Here is a 14243-nt window from a genome sequence, read left to right on the forward strand (position 1 = left end):
CATCCGGCCCCGGCATGCAGGCGCGTCAGGCCATTCAAGCCGCGCGCACCGTCGTGGTGAAAGTCGGCACCGCCGCCCTCACCGATGCGACGGGAACCTTCAGCGCCGACCGGATGGAATACCTCGTCGAGGCTATCGAGGGCCGGATGAAGGCCGGATCCGACGTGGTGATCGTGTCGTCGGGAGCGATCGCGGCGGGCATGGTTCCGCTCGGATTGACCAAGCGCCCAACAGATCTGGCGACCAAGCAGGCCGCCGCCAGCGCGGGTCAGGTTGCGCTGATCGGCGCCTGGAGTGCAGCCTTCGCGCGTTATCAGCGCACCGTGGGCCAGGTTCTGCTGACCGCGCACGACATCTCCATGCGCGTGCATCACACCAATGCCCAGCGCACACTCGACAAGCTGCGGGCGTTGCACGCCGTGCCGATCGTGAACGAGAACGACACCGTGGCCACCAACGAGATCCGCTTCGGCGACAACGACCGGCTCTCGGCGCTTGTCGCTCACCTCGTGGGTGCCGATGCCCTGGTGCTGCTCTCCGACATCGACGGGCTATATGACTCCGATCCCCGAAAGGGAAACGCGCGCTTCATCTCCGAAGTGAGCGGGCCCGAAGATCTGGCCGATGTGATCGCCGGACCGGGAGGTTCGCGTGGCACCGGGGGAATGGCCTCGAAGCTTTCGTCAGCGCTGTTGGCTGCCGATGCCGGCGTCCCCGTGCTGCTGGCCTCGGCGACCGAAGCGGCCGCGGCACTGGGCGACGGCTCCTGCGGAACCGTTTTCGCCGCCCGCCCACAACGCATGTCGGCTCGCAAGTTCTGGGTGCGTTACGCCGCGGAGGCCACCGGCTCGTTGACGCTGGATGCCGGTGCCGTACGTGCCGTGGTGGCATCGCGGCGTTCGTTGCTGCCCGCCGGGATCACCGAGGTATCCGGGCGCTTCCACGGTGGCGATGTCGTCGAACTTCGCGACGCCGAGGGGACCATGGTGGGCCGCGGTGTGGTGGCCTATGACATAGCCGAATTGGCGACCATGCTGGGGCGTTCGACCAATGAGCTGCCCGAGGACCTGCGGCGCCCGGCGGTTCATGCCGACGACCTGGTCACCTGAGCGCCTCCGCATTTGCTCCAAAGAGTGGCGCGCCGCAACGGCGCCTGATACAACTTGTCAGCTGGTTCTCAGCTTGGGGATGTGCCCTGGGCGTCGTGTGGGGAGGGTTCGGATGACAAGCCGGAAATTGGGGTTCGTCAGCGCTTTCGTGAGCGCAGTGGCGCTGGTGGTGGGATTGTTCGGCTCGATGGCCGTGGCAGGTGCCTCGCCCGATACTGCCGAGACCCAGATCAGGAACCTCATCGCGGGTCAGCTTTCCGCACTCCAGGCGGTCGACGCCGTCGCTTACGGTGCGACCTACTGCGCCGAGCTCCGCGACAAGGTGGAATCCGACCACGCCCAGATGTTCACCCCGCCGGATGTCACCCGCCTCGAGGGGGCCAACGCCAAGAAGCTGCGCGCCAAGGTCAAGGAGCTCTTCCCGGCGGCGTCGAGCAGTGCGGTCGAGGCGTTTGTGCAGGCGGTCGCCGACCAGGACCAGGGCGGGGTCGACGATGCCTGGCACCAGCTGTGGGCCAGTTCGTTTGCGAAGCTCTCATACCGGGTGAAGACTGTCGAGGTCACCGGGGACAACGCCGAGGCCACCGTTGCCGTTCGCGTCGGCAGTAAGAGCAGCAACCAGCGCTGGGATCTGGTCCGTGAGGACGAAAGCTGGAAGGACTGCACCACACCGGCCACACAGGAGACCGCTGTCGGTTTGGTCGGCGGTCAAGGCCAGCAGGCGTTGCTGGACGCTCCGTTAACCGGCGAATAGGACCGAATAGCACCACAGAGGAAGGTGGCGGACGTGACTATACGTATTTTCGCTTGGGTAGCAGGACTTTTCGTGACCGTCGGGCTGCTCGCGCAGACCGCCGCCGCAGGTGCCGCCCCGGCCGATGACGCCGAGATCCGCGATGTCACCGCGGGCAGGCTTTCGGCACTACAGGCCGTCGACGCGGTCCAGTACGCATCCTTCTTCTGTGGCGATGTGCGGGATCAGATCGAATCGGATTGGGGGCAGTCGTTCACGCCGCCCGATGTGAGCCGCCTGCAGGGTGCGAACCCGAAGAAGCTGCGCGCGAAGCTTCGTGAGGTCTTCCCGCTCGCCACGGACGCCACCGTCGGGGAATTTGTGACCGCGGTGGAGAACCAAGACCAGCAGCAGTTGTCGTCGGCGTGGCACCTTTTCTGGGTGGAGACCTTCGCGAATCTGACCTTCAAGGTCACCAAGGTGACGGTCAACGGCGATGCGGCCAACGCCACCATCGCCTTCCGGAACACCCAGGGTCGCGGTAACGAGCCGCGGAAGTTCGTGCGCGAAGACGGAGCCTGGAAAGACTGCACGCCCGAGGCCACGCAGTCCGACACGGCGATCGGCCGCGATGAGCCCCTGCTGGAGAGCCTGGTCGGCGCCGAGGGCTGACACGACAGAGCGTGCCCGCCGAGCAACGTGCCGGGTGGCGTCGGTAAGCACGGTCTTCGGGCCGCGCTGCCTGGTAGGTTTGCTCGGTGAGGGTGGCACGAGCTGATCTGGACTGATAGAAATTAGCTCGGAGCCGAGTGGTCAATATGAGCGAGGGTTGTCATGGTTTGCCGGAGATGGGCAGGAGCGTTGCTGCTGGGGGCGCTGCTGTTCAGTGGTGTGGGTTGTACGCAAACCGTTGAGGGCGACGGTCAGCCCAACGCCGAGGCGCTCGCGGCTGCGCGTGATGAAAACCAGATCAAGGCCCTGATCGAGCAGCAGAACACCTACACCGCGAACTTCGATTTCACGAAGCTGGCCGAGACCAAGTGCGCCAAGTATCGGGACGCCACCGCGCAGAGCGGACCGCCGATTCCGCCGATGAGTGAGATCGCCCCGCCCGAGATCGCCACCGTGCCCGGCGCCGGTGACGCGCTGCGGGGATTGCTGGCCCAGAAGTTCCCGACAGTGCCGCAGGACGTCATCAACGCCGTGGTGGACAGCCTGGTGGCCCAGGACGAGCAGGCGTATCAGACTGCCATGCGCAATCTGCTGAAATCGCTCATCACCGTCAAGGTCACCGACATCCAGAACATCGAGGTCAAGGGAGACCAGGCCACCGCGGACCTGACGATCACCACCACGTCGGGGAACAAGCCGCCGTCCCAGGAGAAGCAGACCATCAAGTACGTCAGGGAAGACGGAAAGTGGCTGGACTGCGCGCCGCCGACCGGCGGTGCCTGAGCGAACCGTAACGGACGCGGCATCCTGCGGCGATAACGTCATGAAGCACTGCCGACCAGGGGAGGGAACCGTGAAGCGAACGCTCGTCATCACCGCAGCGCTGGCCGCGCTGGCAACCCTCGGGGTGCCCGCGGTGCATGCCGCGCCAAACCGGGACGCGGTGACAGAGCACGTGCGGGCCTGGGAAAAGGCGTACAACGATGTCGACACCAACAAGATCGGCGACCTGACCTGCGATAAGTACCGCGACCGCGAGCAGGCACAAAACGAGTCCCGGATCCCGACGTGGGACGACTTCGTCAAGCCCTCGGACTTGTACGCCAAGTTCCCCAAGCTCTCGCAGGGAACCCTCGACCAATTGCTCGACGCGGCCAAGCGCAAGGATGCCGCGGCATTTCGGGCAGCATCGGTCCAGGTGGTGCGCGAGAACGCGCATCTGACGGTGACCAATATCGACAAGATCAACGTCATCGAGGCCAAGAATGCGACGGTGACGGTGACGACGTCGTCGGTGTGGGGCAACGACTCGCCCAAGACCACCACGGCGGACTGGTATCTGACCTACGAGCGCGACGCTTGGCGTTACTGCAACCCGGTACTGACCGTCCGCTAGGTTCAGGCCCCCTTGAGCGACAGCTCGATCCTGGCTGCTGACGGGGCGCAGTTTCCGGCCCCTGATCGTAGGGTGGCGAGCGCGCCGGCCACATTCGCCCGTCGCAGGGCTGTTTGAGCTCCCTGCGGCCACCATGCCGCCAGCACGCCGGCGAAGACGTCACCGGCTCCGGTGGTGTCGAGCGGTCGCACCGGATACGACGGCACCGTGATCTCACCCTGGGGGCTGCGGTAACGCGATCCTTCCTCGCCCAGCGTGGTGACCAGGTGCCGCGACGGGTACAGCCAGGATCGGGCTTCGGTCTCGTTGACCACCACCACGCTCGCGCGAAAGGCCAGCTCTGCCAGGTCAGGTGAACGTACGGGTACCGGGGAAGCGTTGAGCACGAACTGTTTTCCGGCTTCTGCGGCCCAACGGGCCGCGGTCAGCGCGACCTGAATCGGGATTTCCAGCTGGCACAGTAGGACATCGTGCGAGCAGATGATGTCCTTGTGCACCTTCTCGTCCAGGGTGAAGGCGCTGTTGGCTCCCGGTGCCACCACGATGCAGTTCTCGCCGGAATCCTCCACGGTGATGGTGGCCATTCCACTGGGCCCATCGACCTCGACGAGCCCGTCGAGACCAATATTGTTGTCCGCCAAGTGAGATCGCAGCATGGGTGCAGCCCCGTCGGAACCCACCGCGCCGATGAACTGTACCGAGGCGCCCGCACGTGCCGCGGCGACAGCCTGATTCGCCCCTTTGCCGCCGGGAGCGGGCAGGGCCGACGTCGCCAGGACTGTCGCGCCGGGGGCGGGCAGCTCCTCTACCCGCAACGTCAGATCCATGTTGACGCTGCCGAGGACACATACCGTGGCTAACTCGGTCACCCGCCTAGGCTAGTCCTGGCGCAGCTACATTTCGGGCACCCGGATACCCTGACACGATGAGCGTTTCAACCAACGAGTTGGCTCACGGTTCTGGCCGCCCCCCGGCCAGCTCGTCCGACGCCGCTGAGGACCTGCGCGCAGGTGTTCATGATGCCGCTCGTCGGGCGCGTGTCGCGGCCCGTGACCTGGCCCGGCTGACCGCTGACGCCAAGAACGCCGCGCTCCATGCTGCGGCCGACGCCGTCGTCGCGGCCACCGATTCGATCATCGCCGCCAATGCCGATGACCTGCAGCGAGCCCGTGGTGCCGGTATCGGTGAGGCCATGCTCGATCGGCTGGCCCTCGATGCGCGCAGGGTCGCCGGCATTGCCGACGGCCTACGCCAGGTCGCGAGTCTGCCGGACCCGGTCGGCGAGGTGCTGCGCGGCTCCACTCGGCCCAACGGACTGCGATTGCGCCAGATCAGGGTGCCGCTCGGGGTTGTCGGCATGGTGTACGAGGGACGGCCCAACGTCACGGTCGACGCGTTCGGGTTGACCCTCAAGTCGGGCAACGCGGTGCTGCTGCGCGGCAGTTCGTCGGCCGCAACCTCCAACGCCGAACTCGTGCGGGTGCTGCGTGCGTCGCTGGTCGCCAGTGGCCTGCCTGCCGACACCGTCCAGCTGCTCGACAGCAGGGACCGGGTGACGGTGACGCATCTGATCCAGGCGCGCGGCTTGGTCGACGTGGTGATCCCTCGCGGCGGGGCGGGACTCATCGATGCCGTGGTGCGCGACGCGCAGGTACCCACGATAGAAACCGGAGTCGGCAACTGCCACGTGTATGTGCATGCCGACGCGGACCTCGATCTTGCCGAGCGAATCCTGTTGAACTCCAAGACCCGTCGGCCCAGCGTGTGCAATGCCGCCGAAACCCTGTTGATCGACCAGGCCATTGCGGAGGCGGCGGTGCCGCGTCTTGTCGGTGCGCTGCAGGCCGCCGGGGTCACGGTGCACGGCGATGAGCAGCTGGCGCGGAGAGCATCGGATGCGGGTCTGTCGGCGGTCATTCCGGTGACGCAGGAGGACTTCGACACCGAGTATCTGTCCCTGGATATCGCGGCAGCCGTCGTGGACGATCTCGATGCCGCCATCGGTCATATCGATCGACACTCCAGCGGGCACACCGACGCCATCGTCACCGCGAATCTCGGCGCGGCCCAGGAGTTCACCGACCGGGTAGACAGTGCCGCGGTGATGGTCAACGCCTCCACCGCGTTCACCGACGGCGAGCAGTTCGGATTCGGTGCCGAGATCGGCATCTCCACCCAGAAACTGCACGCCCGTGGCCCCATGGGGCTGCCCGAACTGACCACCACCAAGTGGATCGTCCTCGGCGACGGTCAGATCCGTCCCGCCTAACACCTGGAGTACCGTGTCTGACCCTCTTCGCCCGAGTGGCTCATCGCAGTCCCGAACCCAGACCGCGCCGCTGTTCACGAGCATCGACGACGTCACCACACGGTTGGCCGAAACCGGATACCTGGCCGACACCGCCACGGCGACAGCGGTATTCCTGGCCGACAGACTGGGCAAGCCGCTTCTGGTGGAGGGCCCCGCGGGTGTGGGCAAAACCGAATTGGCCAGGGCGGTGGCGCAAACCACCGGCTCGGGTCTGGTGCGCCTGCAGTGCTACGAGGGCGTCGACGAGGCGCGGGCCCTGTACGAGTGGAACCACGCCAAGCAGATCCTGCGCATCCAGGCCGGTTCCGACAAGGACGCAGACTGGGATGAGACCAAGACCGACGTCTTCGCCGAGGAGTTCCTGCTGTCCCGGCCGCTGCTGACGGCGATCCGTCGCGAGGACCCGACGGTGCTGCTGGTCGACGAGACCGACAAGGCGGACATCGAAATCGAGGGCCTGCTCCTGGAGGTACTCAGTGACTTCGCGGTCACCATCCCCGAGTTGGGCACCATCGCCGCCAGCCGCAAGCCCTTCGTCCTGCTGACGTCCAACGCCACCCGCGAGCTGTCGGAGGCGCTCAAGCGTCGCTGCCTGTTCCTGCACATCGACTTCCCGGACGCCGAGCTGGAGCGGCGCATCCTGCTCAAGCGGGTCCCCGAGCTGCCGGCGTCGCTGGCCGAAGAGTTGGTGCGCATCATCGGCGTGCTGCGCAACATGCAGCTGAAGAAGGTGCCCTCGGTGGCCGAGACCATCGACTGGGGGCGCACCATCTTGGCCCTCGGACTGGACACCCTCGACGACGCCGTCATCGCGTCGACGCTCGGAGTGATTCTCAAACACCACTCCGATCAGCAGCGGGCCGCGGGAGAGCTGAGGCTGAACTAATGCCCGCGCGTAAGCCCCCCAAGGCGGTGCTGCCCCTGGCACCGCACGGGCTGCCGGGTCATCTGGTGGGCTTCGTGGAAGCGCTACGCGAGCAAGGCATCTCGGTGGGCCCGTCGGAGACGGTGGACGCGGGCCGGGTGATGACGGTGCTGGGGTTGCAGAATCGCACCGAACTCCGAGAGGGGCTGGCCTGCGCGGTGTTGCGCCGCGCCGATCATCGGCCGACCTTCGACGTGCTCTTCGACCTGTGGTTCCCGCCCGCGCTCGGCGCGCGCTTCGTCGAGGTGGACAGCGATTCAGGGGAGGGGCCGCTCGACATAGACGACATCGAGCAGGTGCGTGATGAGCTGGCAGACCTGCTGGCCTCCGATGCCGGCGATCTGCCGCTGAACTCGTTGATCGCCCAGATCGTGGAGGCCTACGGAAAGTACAACTCCACCCGGGGAACCTCGTATTCGGCGTACCAGGCGATGAAATCGCTGTCCCTGGACCAGATCGAGGCCAAGCTGCTCGCGGGTCTGCTGGGCGGCGGGGACGATGCCTCGCCCACGGATCAAGCCGTGGCAAAGGCGATCGCCAAGCAACGAATTTCAAAAGTGCGCAGCCTTGTCGAGGCGGAGACCAAGCGCCGCACCGCCGAGCAGTTGGGGCGTGAGCGCGTGACCGCCTACGGGGTGCCGCAACTGGCCGAGAACGTCGAGTTCCTGCGAGCCTCGGGGGAGCAACTGCGCAACATGCGCCGGGTGGTGCAGCCCCTGGCGCGAATGCTGGCCAGCCGGCTGGCGGCCCGGCGCCGGCGTGCGCACACCGGTCAGATCGACTTGCGGCGCACCCTGCGTAAGTCCATGTCGACCGGCGGCGTGCCGATCGACGTCGTGCAGCGCAAGCCTCGCCCGGCCCGCCCCGAGCTGGTGGTGCTCTGCGATGTGTCTGGATCTGTCGCGGGGTTCTCGCATTTCACCCTGCTGCTGGTGGACGCGTTGCGTCAGCAGTTCTCGCGGGTTCGCGTCTTCGCCTTCATCGACACCACCGACGAGGTGACCCACCTGTTCACTCCGAACACCGACCTGGCCGAAGCCATTGTGCGGATCACTCGGGAGGCGCAGGTCTTCACCGGCGATGGGCACAGCGATTACGGGCACGCCTTCAAGACGTTCGTCGAGAAGTTTCCGACAGCGTTGTCCCCGCGCAGCGCGCTGCTCATCCTGGGTGACGGGCGTACCAACTATCGCAATCCCGCCGTCGAGGTGCTGTCCTCGATGGTCTCTTCGAGTCGTCATGCGCATTGGCTCAACCCCGAGCCCAAGAACCACTGGGGAACCGGTGATTCGGCGGCAAAACGCTACGAAGACGCCATCACCATGCACGAATGCCGATCGGCCAAGCAGTTGGCCGCGGTGATCGACAACCTGCTGCCCGTCTAGCGCGGTCCATCACTCCAGTAAGCTGGCAATTCGTGCAATCTGACCGACGGCGACTTGGGGTTATGGGCGGGACATTCGACCCGATCCACAACGGTCACCTCGTGGCCGCCAGTGAGGTCGCGGACCGCTTCGAGCTCGACCAGGTCATCTTTGTGCCGACCGGTCAGCCGTGGCAAAAGCAGGGGCGCAAGGTGAGCCCCGCCGAGCACCGGTACTTGATGACCGTCATCGCCACCGCATCGAATCCGCGGTTCACCGTCAGCCGGGCCGATATCGACCGTGGTGGTGCCACCTACACCGTCGACACCCTCACCGATCTACGCGACGCACATCCCGACGCGGACCTGTACTTCATCACCGGCGCGGACGCGCTGGCATCCATCCTGTCGTGGGAGAACTGGGAGCAGCTGTTCACCTTGGCCAAGTTCATAGGGGTCAGCCGGCCCGGATACGAACTGAGTTCCGATCACATCGCCCATGCCGAGCTGCCGCCCGACGGCCTGTCGCTCGTCGAGGTGCCCGCGCTCGCCATCTCGTCGACCGACTGCCGGATTCGAGCGGGGCAGGAGCGACCAATCTGGTACCTGGTGCCCGACGGCGTCGTGCAGTACGTCGCCAAACACCGTCTTTACGAGAACCGAGGGGATGCCGCATGACCGCCGCCACAGAAGCCGTCGAGCTGGCGACGCTGGCCGCACAGGCCGCCGCGTCCAAGCTCGCCGCCGACGTTGTCGTCATCGACGTATCCGAGCAACTGGTCATCACCGACTGCTTCGTCATCGCGTCCGCATCCAACGAACGTCAGGTGAACGCGATCGTCGACCAGGTCGAGGAGGTGTTGCGGCGGGGCGGCCACAAGCCGGTGCGTCGTGAGGGCGGCCGTGAGGGTCGGTGGACGCTGCTGGACTATGTCGACGTGGTGGTGCACGTCCAGCATGAGGACGAACGGAACTACTATGCACTGGAACGGCTTTGGCGTGACTGCCCGACCATCCCGGTGGATCTGGACGCCTTGCCGGCCGAGTACGCCACCGATGCCCCGGCCGATACGGAGGAAGACGCATGATCCGCCGGTTGGTGCTGCTGCGGCATGGGCAGACGACCTTCAACGCCGACAGCCGCATGCAGGGGCAGCTCGACACCGGATTGTCGGATCTGGGCCGGGCGCAGGCTGTGGCCGCCGCCGAGGTGCTGGCCAAACGGTTACCGCTGGCCATCGTGTCCTCGGATCTGCAGCGTGCGTACGACACCGCGACGGCACTGGCCGACCGCTGTCACGTGGAGGTATCCGTCGACGAACGGCTACGGGAAACGCATCTGGGTGATTGGCAGGGTTTGACGCATCACGAGGTCGACGCCATTGCCCCCGGCGCCCGGGCCGCGTGGCGTGACGATGCGACCCTGGCGCCACACGGGGGCGAGAGCCGCATCGACGTGGCCAACCGCAGTGTGCCCCTTGTTGCCGAACTCGTTGAAGCGGTGAAGGATTGGGGAACCGATGAGCGCGACCATCCGGTGGTGCTGGTCGCGCACGGAGGCCTGATCGCCGCGCTCACCGCCGCACTGCTGCGGTTGGACGTGAGCAACTGGCCGGTGCTCGGTGGAATGGGCAATGCGAGCTGGGTTCAGCTGGGTGGTCACTCGGCCGACGGGGCGGGCTTCGAGGACATTCGCTGGCGCCTGGATGTGTGGAACGCCTCGGCGCAGGTGACCAATGACGTCCTCTGACAGTGCAGACGGCACCGAACGCAAGACGCTATTGGTCTTCGCCGACTCCCTGTCCTACTACGGGCCTACCGGCGGCCTCGCCGCCAGCGATCCCCGGATTTGGCCCAATATCGTTGCCAAGAAACTCGATTGGGATCTGGAGCTGATCGCGCGTATCGGCTGGACGTGCCGGGATGTGTGGTGGGCCGCGATTCAGGATCCGCGTGCCTGGGCCGCGGTGCCCACTGCGGGAGCGGTGATCTTCGCGACCTGTGGCATGGACTCGCTGCCGTCACCGCTACCGACGGCCCTGCGTGAATCGATTCGGCTCATCCGGCCGGCCAAACTGCGCAGCTGGGTCCGCGACGGTTACGGATGGTTGCAGCCCCGGCTCTCGCCGATAGCCCGCAACGCGCTGCCGCCCAAGCTCACCGTCGAGTATCTCGAAAAGACCCGTGGTGCACTCGATTTCAATCGCCCTGGATTGCCGATGATCGCGTCGTTGCCGTCAGTGCACATCGCCGAATCGTACGGCCGCGTGCACTCCGGCCGGGATGCCACCGCAGCGGCCATCGCCGCCTGGGCGTCCGAGCACAAACTGCCCGTGGTGGACCTCAAGGAAGGGGTCGGCGAGGAGATTTTCGCGGGCCGGGGCAATCCCGACGGGATCCACTGGAACTTTGTCGCGCACGAGCGCGTTGCCGAATTGATGATTGACGCACTGCAGTCCGCGCTGCCCGAACTCAGGGACAGGTGACCCATGCCGGTTGTGGTGGTGACGGATTCGGGGGCGCGCCTGCAACCGCAAGATGCCGCGATGCTGGGCATCCGGCTGGTGCCGTTGCACGTGCTGACCGGTGATCAGGACCTGCGCGACGGAGTGGATCCGATTCCCGCCTCGGTTTACGAGAAGGGGCGGGCGACCACGGCCGGTGCCTCGCCGGCCGAACTCACCGAGGTGTACCGGCGGGCACTCGCCGACAGCGGTGGCGACGGCGTGGTCGCGGTCCACCTGTCCGGCAGGCTCTCGAGCACATTCGAGGCCGCCGAGCAGGCGGCCCGCGAGTGCGGCGAGCAGGTGCACGTCGTCGACTCCCGGTCGGCGGCGATGGGCAGCGGTTTCGTCGCCCTGGCGGCGGCACGGGCGGCGGCGGCGGGCGCCGACCTGACCGCGGCGTATCAGGCCGCGCGGGATGCGGTGGGGCGCAGTCGGTGTGTCATGGTGGTGCACAAGCTGGACCACCTGCGGCGCAGCGGACGCATCAGTGCCACTTCGTCCTGGCTCGGCACCGCGCTTGCCCTTAAGCCCGTGCTGCAGATCGATGGCGACGGCAAGTTGGTGCTTGCGCAGCGAGTGCGCACCGCCACCAAGGCCATCGGGGCGATGGTCGACAACATTGTCGACTTCGTGGGCGAGCGCCGGGTGTCGGTGACGATTCACCATGTCGACAACAGCGAAACCGCCGAAAAGGTCAACGAGCTGGTGTGCTCGCGGCTGGTCACCGCTCACGATCCGGTGATCTCGGAGATGGGGCCGGTGCTGGCGGTACACGTGGGTCCCGGCGCCGTCGGGGTCTGCGCCGAACCTGTGGACTGACCAGGAACTGTCCACAATCCCGCCTTGATCCACAGATGTCGGTCCGCCGCTTGTCGGATGGTCCGTCGCTTCCTAGCGTCAAGTCATGGAGTCCGAGCTGCTGCACCGACGTCTGGCACTGTCCGGGCGTGAGCCTGATGACGATGACGACGACGTCACGGGGACCGCTGCGGGGACGCAGTCCGAACCGGCACTGCGTTGGCTCCCCGATGCGCTGACGACCGGCGGCACGCGGAGCTGGCTGGAGTCCATCAGGACCGACCCCGGCCGCGCCGGCATGGTCGCGCTGGGTGCGATCGGTGTATTGGCGGTGCTGGTCACCGTCTTCACCGTGATGCGTCAGCCGCCTGCGCCCGTCAGTGCGAACCTTCCTCCGGTGCAACCGGTGTCATCGACGTCGGTGTCTGCGCCGAGTTCGATGGTCATCAGTGTGGTCGGCTTGGTCAAGCGGCCCGGCCTGGTGACCTTGTCGAGCGGTGCGCGGGTCGCCGACGCGGTGACGGCGGCCGGGGGAGTAGTCGACGGCGCCGATGTCGTCACCTTGAACATGGCACGCCCCGTGGCCGACGGCGATCAGATCGTGGTCGGTCTGGCTCCGGTATCCGGGCAGCCTGTGGGGATGGCGAGTTCGATCGTCGCCGCCGGCCAGGTGCCGACCGGGAGCGTGGGTGCCACGTCGACGTCACCCTCAGGACGGGTAAACATCAATACGGCAACAGAATCCGAGCTCGATGAGCTACCCGGCGTGGGGCCGGTCATGGCGGCGTCGATCGTCCGGTGGCGATCCGAACACGGGAAGTTCACCAGCGTCGATCAGCTCTCGGAGGTAGACGGGATCGGTCCCTCGCGGCTGGACAAGCTGCGCGCCCTCGTCGTGCTGTGAAGTCGGTGCAGGCCGATGAACCTGGGCCGGATCTACGGCTGGTGCCACCGGCCCTTGCCGCGTGGGGCGTGACCGCGGCAGGAATCCTCTGGCCAGTAGGCTATTTCAGTGCAATCGTGCTGGGGGCCGGTGCGCTCGCGGTGTGGCTCTCGCGCCATCGCATGAACAACAACGCCATCGTCGCCGGAGTGCTCGCCGTTCTCATCGCCGGCGTCGGCTTTTCGGTGGCCGCGGCCATCCGGTACGACGGCGTGCAGAGTCATCCTGTGCGCACTCGTGTCGGGCAGGTTGTCGCGGTACAGGTGCGAGTGACCGACGACCCGAAGGTCATCACCGGTGGCCGCGCGATGATGCGCGCCCAGCTTCTCGCGGTGGGGGAGCCGGCGCAAGCGACCGCCGGCACGGTGCTGGTGTTCGGGACATCCTCACTACTGGCTGTGGCCGCAGTCGGTGACACGCTGCAGGTGCGCGTGACCGTCGCCCGCCCCGCGCGGCGTGACCTGACCGTCGCCACGCTAGCCGTGGTCGGAGAGCCGCGGGTCATCGATCATTCGCCGATCCTTAGCGCAGCCAACGGCATTCGAGATCGATTCGTGGAGGTGGCGCGCGGTGCGCTACCTGCCGATCATGCCGCGTTGCTGCCTGCGTTGGTGCTCGGGGATACCAGCGCGCTCGATACCGGCACCGTTGCGATGTTTCGGACGTCGGGGCTCACGCACTTGATGGCGGTCTCGGGGGCCAACGTCTCCATCGTGTGCGGGGCGATTCTGCTGCTGGGCCGGCTGGTAGGACTGCGCGTCTCGGTGGTGTTGGCCGGGCTGGTTCTTGTCGGTTTCGTGGTGCTGGTGAGGCCCTCGCCGAGCGTGCTGAGAGCCGCGGTGATGGGCGTGATCGGTCTGCTCGGCGTGCTGACGGCGCGGCGCCGCCAAGCCATACCTTCCCTGGCGGCAACAGTTTTGGTGCTGCTGACGGTGTCGCCGGGTCTTGCCGTCGATGTCGGTTTCGCGTTGTCCGTGGTCGCGACGGCGGCGCTGGTGGTGTTGGCCCCGCACTGGTCGGCGCGCTTGACAGCCCGCGGCTGGCCCAAACCTCTGGCCGATGCATTGTGCATTGCCGTTGCCGCACAGGTGGTTACCGCGCCGCTGATCGCCGCCATCTCGGGAAGCATCGGTGTGGCTTCCATTGCCGCGAACCTGATGGCGGGTGTGGTCATCGCGCCCATCACGGTGCTCGGAACCGCGGCGGCGGCGCTTACCGTCGTCTCGCCACCGGCTGCGGGTCTGCTCGTGCGATTCTGCGGCCCGGAGCTGTGGTGGCTGCTGCGGGTCGCCGACTACGCGTCCGCAGGCGGTTCGACAGCGATTCCGGTGCCCTCGGGTGTGAGCGGGTTCGTTGTCGTGGCTGTGGCGCTTGGGGTTTCGGTGTGGTTGTGGCGCCGTGGATGGTTTCGCCAGCTGGCGTGCTCCGGGGTGCTGTGCGTGCTTGCCCTGGTGATCTCGGCGCAACTGGTGAGTTGACGCAACCC

Annotated in this window: 16 protein-coding genes; 15 read left to right on the top strand and 1 reads right to left on the bottom strand. The window is 66.6% G+C overall.

All coding sequences use genetic code 11. The annotated features are described in order from the left end of the window. Positions 1–14: 14 nt before the first annotated feature. From proB to MYCSP_RS07440, 5 genes are all read left to right on the top strand, one after another. Complete coding sequence (gene proB, locus MYCSP_RS07420; RefSeq protein WP_088413499.1) at positions 15–1109, top strand: glutamate 5-kinase; 1095 nt, start codon at positions 15–17, stop codon at positions 1107–1109. 112 nt (positions 1110–1221) lie between these two features. After that, positions 1222–1863, top strand: a complete 642-nt coding sequence (locus MYCSP_RS07425; protein WP_088413500.1) for a hypothetical protein — start codon at positions 1222–1224, stop codon at positions 1861–1863. A gap of 33 nt (positions 1864–1896) precedes the next feature. After that, positions 1897–2514: a hypothetical protein gene (locus tag MYCSP_RS07430; RefSeq protein WP_133054120.1), complete on the top strand. Its 618-nt coding sequence runs from the start codon at positions 1897–1899 to the stop codon at positions 2512–2514. Positions 2515–2703: 189 nt separating this feature from the next. After that, positions 2704–3297, top strand: a complete 594-nt coding sequence (locus tag MYCSP_RS07435; protein ID WP_088413501.1) for a nuclear transport factor 2 family protein — start codon at positions 2704–2706, stop codon at positions 3295–3297. Positions 3298–3367: 70 nt separating this feature from the next. Next, a complete protein-coding gene (locus MYCSP_RS07440; RefSeq protein WP_070911178.1) occupies positions 3368–3910 on the top strand; it encodes a hypothetical protein in 543 nt (180 codons plus the stop codon). A 2-nt stretch (positions 3911–3912) separates the two neighbouring features. On the opposite strand, the gene MYCSP_RS07445 is transcribed toward MYCSP_RS07440, so the two are convergent. Continuing rightward, entirely contained in the window at positions 3913–4779 is an 867-nt protein-coding gene (locus MYCSP_RS07445) for a ribokinase (protein ID WP_083335960.1), read from the bottom strand. Positions 4780–4835: 56 nt separating this feature from the next. Between MYCSP_RS07445 and MYCSP_RS07450 the strand changes: the two genes are divergently transcribed. The 10 genes from MYCSP_RS07450 to MYCSP_RS07495 all read left to right on the top strand — a co-directional run bounded on the left by MYCSP_RS07450 (position 4836) and on the right by MYCSP_RS07495 (position 14235). Beyond that, on the top strand, positions 4836–6179 hold the full coding sequence (locus MYCSP_RS07450; protein WP_083014125.1) for a glutamate-5-semialdehyde dehydrogenase: 1344 nt from the start codon (positions 4836–4838) through the stop codon (positions 6177–6179). 13 nt (positions 6180–6192) lie between these two features. Further along, on the top strand, positions 6193–7107 hold the full coding sequence (locus tag MYCSP_RS07455) for an AAA family ATPase (protein ID WP_083014123.1): 915 nt from the start codon (positions 6193–6195) through the stop codon (positions 7105–7107). Beyond that, on the top strand, positions 7107–8531 hold the full coding sequence (locus tag MYCSP_RS07460) for a vWA domain-containing protein (RefSeq protein ID WP_070911174.1): 1425 nt from the start codon (positions 7107–7109) through the stop codon (positions 8529–8531). Before MYCSP_RS07455 ends, MYCSP_RS07460 begins: the two co-directional genes overlap by 1 nt. A gap of 32 nt (positions 8532–8563) precedes the next feature. Then, complete coding sequence (nadD, locus tag MYCSP_RS07465) at positions 8564–9187, top strand: nicotinate-nucleotide adenylyltransferase (protein WP_083014121.1); 624 nt, start codon at positions 8564–8566, stop codon at positions 9185–9187. Next, a complete protein-coding gene (gene rsfS / locus MYCSP_RS07470) occupies positions 9184–9597 on the top strand; it encodes a ribosome silencing factor (RefSeq protein WP_083014119.1) in 414 nt (137 codons plus the stop codon). The genes nadD and rsfS overlap by 4 nt, the downstream gene beginning before the upstream one ends. Further along, the gene (gene gpgP / locus MYCSP_RS07475) at positions 9594–10259 is read left to right on the top strand and encodes a glucosyl-3-phosphoglycerate phosphatase (protein ID WP_070911171.1); all 666 of its coding nucleotides are present in this window, start codon (positions 9594–9596) and stop codon (positions 10257–10259) included. The genes rsfS and gpgP overlap by 4 nt, the downstream gene beginning before the upstream one ends. Then, a complete protein-coding gene (gene octT, locus MYCSP_RS07480; protein ID WP_083014117.1) occupies positions 10246–10995 on the top strand; it encodes a diglucosylglycerate octanoyltransferase in 750 nt (249 codons plus the stop codon). The genes gpgP and octT overlap by 14 nt, the downstream gene beginning before the upstream one ends. Positions 10996–10998: 3 nt before the next feature. Further along, entirely contained in the window at positions 10999–11835 is an 837-nt protein-coding gene (locus MYCSP_RS07485; protein ID WP_083014115.1) for a DegV family protein, read from the top strand. 85 nt (positions 11836–11920) lie between these two features. Then, a complete protein-coding gene (locus MYCSP_RS07490; RefSeq protein ID WP_083014113.1) occupies positions 11921–12718 on the top strand; it encodes a ComEA family DNA-binding protein in 798 nt (265 codons plus the stop codon). After that, positions 12715–14235: a ComEC/Rec2 family competence protein gene (locus tag MYCSP_RS07495; RefSeq protein ID WP_083014110.1), complete on the top strand. Its 1521-nt coding sequence runs from the start codon at positions 12715–12717 to the stop codon at positions 14233–14235. Before MYCSP_RS07490 ends, MYCSP_RS07495 begins: the two co-directional genes overlap by 4 nt. The last annotated feature ends 8 nt before the right edge of the window (positions 14236–14243 follow it).

The organism is Mycobacteroides saopaulense, assembly GCF_001456355.1.
Classification (GTDB): Bacteria; Actinomycetota; Actinomycetes; order Mycobacteriales; family Mycobacteriaceae; genus Mycobacterium; species Mycobacterium saopaulense.

Bases quoted from the DNA above. Each gene is read 5' to 3' on its own strand.
- MYCSP_RS07485 (WP_083014115.1), top strand. From the start codon at position 10,999: ATGCCGGTTGTGGTGGTGACGGATTCGGGGGCGCGCCTGCAACCGCAA.
- octT (WP_083014117.1), top strand. From the start codon at position 10,246: ATGACGTCCTCTGACAGTGCAGACGGCACCGAACGCAAGACGCTATTG.
- MYCSP_RS07425 (WP_088413500.1), top strand. From the start codon at position 1,222: ATGACAAGCCGGAAATTGGGGTTCGTCAGCGCTTTCGTGAGCGCAGTG.
- proB (WP_088413499.1), top strand. From the start codon at position 15: ATGCAGGCGCGTCAGGCCATTCAAGCCGCGCGCACCGTCGTGGTGAAA.
- gpgP (WP_070911171.1), top strand. From the start codon at position 9,594: ATGATCCGCCGGTTGGTGCTGCTGCGGCATGGGCAGACGACCTTCAAC.
- MYCSP_RS07490 (WP_083014113.1), top strand. From the start codon at position 11,921: ATGGAGTCCGAGCTGCTGCACCGACGTCTGGCACTGTCCGGGCGTGAG.
- MYCSP_RS07460 (WP_070911174.1), top strand. From the start codon at position 7,107: ATGCCCGCGCGTAAGCCCCCCAAGGCGGTGCTGCCCCTGGCACCGCAC.
- MYCSP_RS07450 (WP_083014125.1), top strand. From the start codon at position 4,836: ATGAGCGTTTCAACCAACGAGTTGGCTCACGGTTCTGGCCGCCCCCCG.
- rsfS (WP_083014119.1), top strand. From the start codon at position 9,184: ATGACCGCCGCCACAGAAGCCGTCGAGCTGGCGACGCTGGCCGCACAG.